Source organism: Mesorhizobium sp. M2A.F.Ca.ET.037.01.1.1 (assembly GCF_003998075.1).
Taxonomy (GTDB): domain Bacteria; phylum Pseudomonadota; class Alphaproteobacteria; order Rhizobiales; family Rhizobiaceae; genus Mesorhizobium.
Genome location: NZ_RZSA01000568.1, coordinates 1 through 4,407 on the forward strand (window position 1 = coordinate 1; position 4,407 = coordinate 4,407).

Here is a 4,407-nt window from a genome sequence, read left to right on the forward strand (position 1 = left end):
GGACGACGCCGCGACGGCACGTGCCAGCCCTTCGTCGTTGAAGCCCCAGAGGTCTTCGAGGCTGCCGCCGCCGCGCGCACCGCCTGGCGTTTGCGCTCCAGATGCCGCGAAGCGCAGGCATTGAGCCGCGCGCCAAGGCTGGCCAAGGTAGCCTCCAGGTCCGCCCTGACCGGCACGGCGATCTCGGCCGCGCCCGTCGGCGTTGGCGCGCGCCTATCGGCGACGAAGTCGATCAGAGTCGTATCGGTCTCGTGCCCGACGGCCGAGATCACGGGGATGGACGACGCCGCGACGGCACGTGCCAGCCCTTCGTCGTTGAAGCCCCAGAGGTCTTCGAGGCTGCCGCCGCCGCGCGCCACGATCAAAACGTCGGGCTGGCGGATAGGTCCGTCCCAAGTCAGCGCGTTGAAGCCGTTGACGGCCGCGGTGACTTCCTTGGCCGTCGTCTCGCCTTGGACCCGCACCGGCCAGACCAGCACATGGAGCGGAAACCGGTCCTTGATGCGATGAATGATGTCGCGGATCACCGAGCCCGTCGGCGAGGTGACGACGCCGATGACCTTGGGCATGAAGGGCAGCCGCCGCTTGCGGCCGGCGTCGAACAGGCCTTCGGCCTGCAGCCGGCGCTTGCGCTCTTCGAGCAGCGCCATCAGCGCGCCGGCGCCGGCCGGCTCAAGATTGTCGATGACGATCTGGTAGTTGGATTTGCCGGGATAGGTCGTCAGCCGGCCGCTGGCGATCACCTCCATGCCTTCCTCGGGGCGGAATTTCAGCCGCGCCATGGTGGTCTTCCAGACCACGGCATCGATCCGCGCCCGGTCGTCCTTCAGCGCGAAATAGGCGTGGCCGGACGAATGCGGGCCGCGATAGCCGGAAATCTCGCCGCGCACCCGCACATTACCGAAGGCGTCCTCGACAGTGCGCTTCAGCGCGCCGGAAATCTCGCTCACCGTGTATTCGGTGGCGTTGCTGCGTGATTCGGTTGCTGTTTCATTCATCGCCGGATTGGGGAACGCTTATCGGCTCGCGTCAAGCCGGGAGAACCCCTGCTAATATTATAACGTGATTTTAAGCCCGATTTGCTTTCACTGACGGCACAAGAGCCGGCCAGGAAACGCGATGAGCGCACGCCACGACAGCAGCCCGTTGCCGCACCAGGTCACGTTGACCGTGCTGACGCTTGCCGCTTTCGCGTTGGCGATTGTCGTCGGCTTCGGCTTCTACGCCGCCAATCAGGCCGACGAGGCTTCACTCGAACGGCAGAAGATTTTCATCGCCGATGGGCTGAACGACCAGATTGCCGCGGTCCAGCGCGAGCAGGAAAGCGTGACGGTCTGGGATGACTCGGTAACCAATGTGAGGGCGGGCAATCAGGCCTTGATCGAGGAAAACCTCAGCACCTGGATGTACAGCTACTACGGCCACAACCGGGTCTACATCCTTGACGCCGCCAACCATGCGATCCACGCCATGCGGGAAGGCAAAGTCGTTGCGGCGTCGGCTTTCGGCGAGGACGAGCCGGAATTGCGGCCGACCATCGACAAGCTGCGCCACATGTTGGGTGAGCCGCTGAAAGCCGACGCCTCCGGCCAGCCGGCCAAGATGGTCGCGCAGGATCTCGTCTCGCTCCAGGGAAAGCCCGCTATTTTGAGCGTCATGCCGCTGGTGCCGAGCTCGGATCGCGTCAGCCAGGCGCCTGGCACGGAATATCTGCATATCTCCGCCGAGTTCATCAACGATGCCGTCATCGGCAAGATCGCGGCAAAATACCTGCTCGATGGCGCGCGCCTGGTGCCGTTGTCCGAGCCGGTTGGCCCGGCCGCCGTGCCGCTGGTCGATTCGCGTGGTGTTATCCTCGGCTATATCGGCTGGGACCAGTTGCGGCCCGGCCTTACCTTGGTGCGCAAGATCGCTCCGGCCTTGGCGATCGCGCTGCTCGTGGCGGGCGGCGTTCTGGTGTTCCTGCTGCGCCGATTGCGTCGCGCCTCAGCCGCGCTGCAGACCAGCCAGGACCAGGCGCAATATCTCGCCTTCCACGACACGCTCACCGGCCTGCCTAACCGGGCGCTGTTCGAGGACCGGTTGCGGCGCATGCTGCTCTTCGCCGGCCAGGACGGAACGCACGTTGCGCTGCTTTACCTCGACCTCGATCGCTTCAAGCACATCAACGACACGCTCGGCCATCCGGCCGGCGACGAGCTCGTGCGCCAGACGGCGGCGCGGCTCAAGCATACGATCCGCGAAGCCGATACTGTCGCGCGGCTCGGCGGCGACGAGTTCGCTGTGATCCTGCTCGACATTCCCGACGCCGGAAGCGTCGAAGATATCGCCGAAAGGCTGCTTATGAAGCTGCGTGAGCCGTTCAGGCTCATTGGCGACCAGGTCTTCGTCGGCGCGAGCATCGGCATCGCACTCTCGTCCGGACCGGATACGGATGCCGACGACCTGCTGCGCAAGGCCGACATCGCGCTTTACGAGGCCAAGAAGAACGGTCGCGGCCGCTACGAGGTGTTCGCCGGCGACATGGACGATCTCTTGTTGCGCAAGCGCAAGGTCGAGTCGGAACTCCGCAAGGCGCTGGACGGCGACGGCGGCATAAAGCTCGCCTATCAGCCGGTTTTCGCGGCCGACGGCCGCCGGATTCTCGGGGCCGAAGCGCTGATCCGCTGGGGGCATGAGGTGCACGGCGCGTTGCCCGCGGCGCAGTTCATCGCGATTGCCGAAGAGCGCGGCCTCATCGGCGAGCTCGGCAAATGGGCGCTGAGCGAAGCGTGCCGCTTTGCCGCCGGGACCGAACTTCCCTGGATCGCCGTCAACATCTCGCCGATGCAACTGCGCGATGCCGGCTTTGCCGAACAGATCGCCGGCATCCTGAAGGAAACCGGACTCGACCCGTCCCGCCTGCAGCTCGAGACCACCGAGAGCGTTCTGCTCGAGCACAATGACACGATTGGCGCCGTGATTGCCGCGCTGCGCCAGTCCGGCGTGCGCATCGTGCTCGACGATTTCGGCACCGGCTACTCTTCCCTTAGCTATCTGCGTCGCCAGTCGATCGACAAGCTGAAGATCGACCGCTCCTTCGTGCGTCTGCTCGACGAGGACGAAAGCGCCCGCGCAATCGCCAAGACGCTGATCGAGTTGGCGCTGGCGCTCAAGGTGGAAGTGACCGCCGAAGGCGTCGAGACCGACGCGCAGAAGGCCTTGCTGGTCGGCATGGGTTGTCACCAGATCCAGGGCTATCTGCTGTCGCCGCCATTGGAGCCCGGCCAGTTGCTTGCGCTGCCGGGTGTTTCGTCAGCCGGCCCGGAGCGTTCCGTCGCTCGGGCCTAGAGCAGTTCGTCATTTCACGGAAACGGCGAACTGCTCTATCTATTTGTTTCAACGCAATTCCTGACGGAAAACCGCTTCACACTTTTCCTGGAATTGCTCCCGCCTTACCAGCCAGGCATGATCTGGTTTGCCTTGACCCTTTTCATCTTGGCAAAGGCGAGCGCGGCGAAGTCGAAGCTTCCCGCCTCTTCGCTCACCGGCACGGAAATGTTGTCGAGGCTTTCGGCGATGTGACGGGCCAAGGCGTCGACGATCTCCGGCTGTGAGGTCTGGCCGCGCATGATGCCGATGCGGCAGTCCGGCAATTGGCCGAAGCCGTCGGCCTCGCCGAGCACGCGCATGCCGGGCCTGAGCGCGCATTCCGGCAGCACCGAGACCGCCAGGCCTGAAAGCACGGCCGCGGTGATCACGGTGGCCGAGAAGCTGGAGAACAGCACGCGGTAGTCGCGGTTCTGCCGGTCGAGCACGTCGACAGCCGCACGCCGCCAGATGCAGTTCGGCCGGCCGAACGCCATCGGCAGGGTTTCCTGTTCATGCGTGGCGTGGTTGGCCGAGGTGACCCACAAAAGCGGCTCGCGACGCACCACTTCCGACTGGCCGCGCGTGTCGTTATGCGTGACCAGCGCGAGGTCGAGATTGCCGCGCTTGATGTGTTCGACAAGCCCCGGCGTCGGCTCGCAAACCACCGTCAGCTCGACACGCGGATTGGAGCGCGAGAAACGCGCCATGATCTCGGGCAGGAAGCGGTCGGCATAGTCGTCCGGCGTGCCGATGCGGATCGTACCTTCGAGGCGCTGGTCGTCGAAGGCCGCGAGCGTCTCGCGGTTGAGGTAGATCAGCCGCCGCGCGTAGGAAAGCAGCCGGTCGCCCTCCTCGGTCAGCTTGTTGGTGCGGCCGTCCTTTTCGAACAGTGGCTTGCCGATCCGCTCCTCCAGCCGCCGCATCTGCATCGACACGGCCGACTGCGTCCGGTGCACCTCCTCGGCCGCGCGGGTGAAGCTGCCGGTGTCGGCGATCGAGATGAAGGTTTGCAACTGATCGAGGTCAAGCGGCGCTTTCATCGGTCCAACCTATCAT

Annotated in this window: 3 protein-coding genes; 1 reads left to right on the top strand and 2 read right to left on the bottom strand. The window is 64.9% G+C overall.

Features of this window, described 5'->3' with window-relative positions; genetic code table 11:
• The coding region (gene xseA, locus EOA27_RS24345; protein WP_127257443.1) for an exodeoxyribonuclease VII large subunit at positions 1-998 on the bottom strand (998 nt) is incomplete at its 3' end.
• A 121-nt stretch (positions 999-1,119) separates the two neighbouring features.
• Between xseA and EOA27_RS24350 the strand changes: the two genes are divergently transcribed.
• Positions 1,120-3,330 carry an EAL domain-containing protein gene (locus tag EOA27_RS24350; RefSeq protein WP_127257445.1) on the top strand — a complete coding sequence of 737 codons (2,211 nt, stop codon included), beginning with the start codon at positions 1,120-1,122 and terminating at the stop codon, positions 3,328-3,330.
• A 104-nt stretch (positions 3,331-3,434) separates the two neighbouring features.
• Here EOA27_RS24350 and EOA27_RS24355 read toward each other — a convergent pair whose 3' ends face one another.
• A complete protein-coding gene (locus EOA27_RS24355) occupies positions 3,435-4,391 on the bottom strand; it encodes a LysR substrate-binding domain-containing protein (RefSeq protein ID WP_042640974.1) in 957 nt (318 codons plus the stop codon).
• Between the last annotated feature and the right edge of the window lie 16 nt (positions 4,392-4,407).

What these genes read in the sequence shown, in the direction of transcription:
- EOA27_RS24350 (WP_127257445.1), top strand. Translation starts at nt 1,120, where the DNA reads ATGAGCGCACGCCACGACAGCAGCCCGTTGCCGCACCAGGTCACGTTG.
- EOA27_RS24355 (WP_042640974.1), bottom strand. Translation starts at nt 4,391, where the DNA reads ATGAAAGCGCCGCTTGACCTCGATCAGTTGCAAACCTTCATCTCGATC.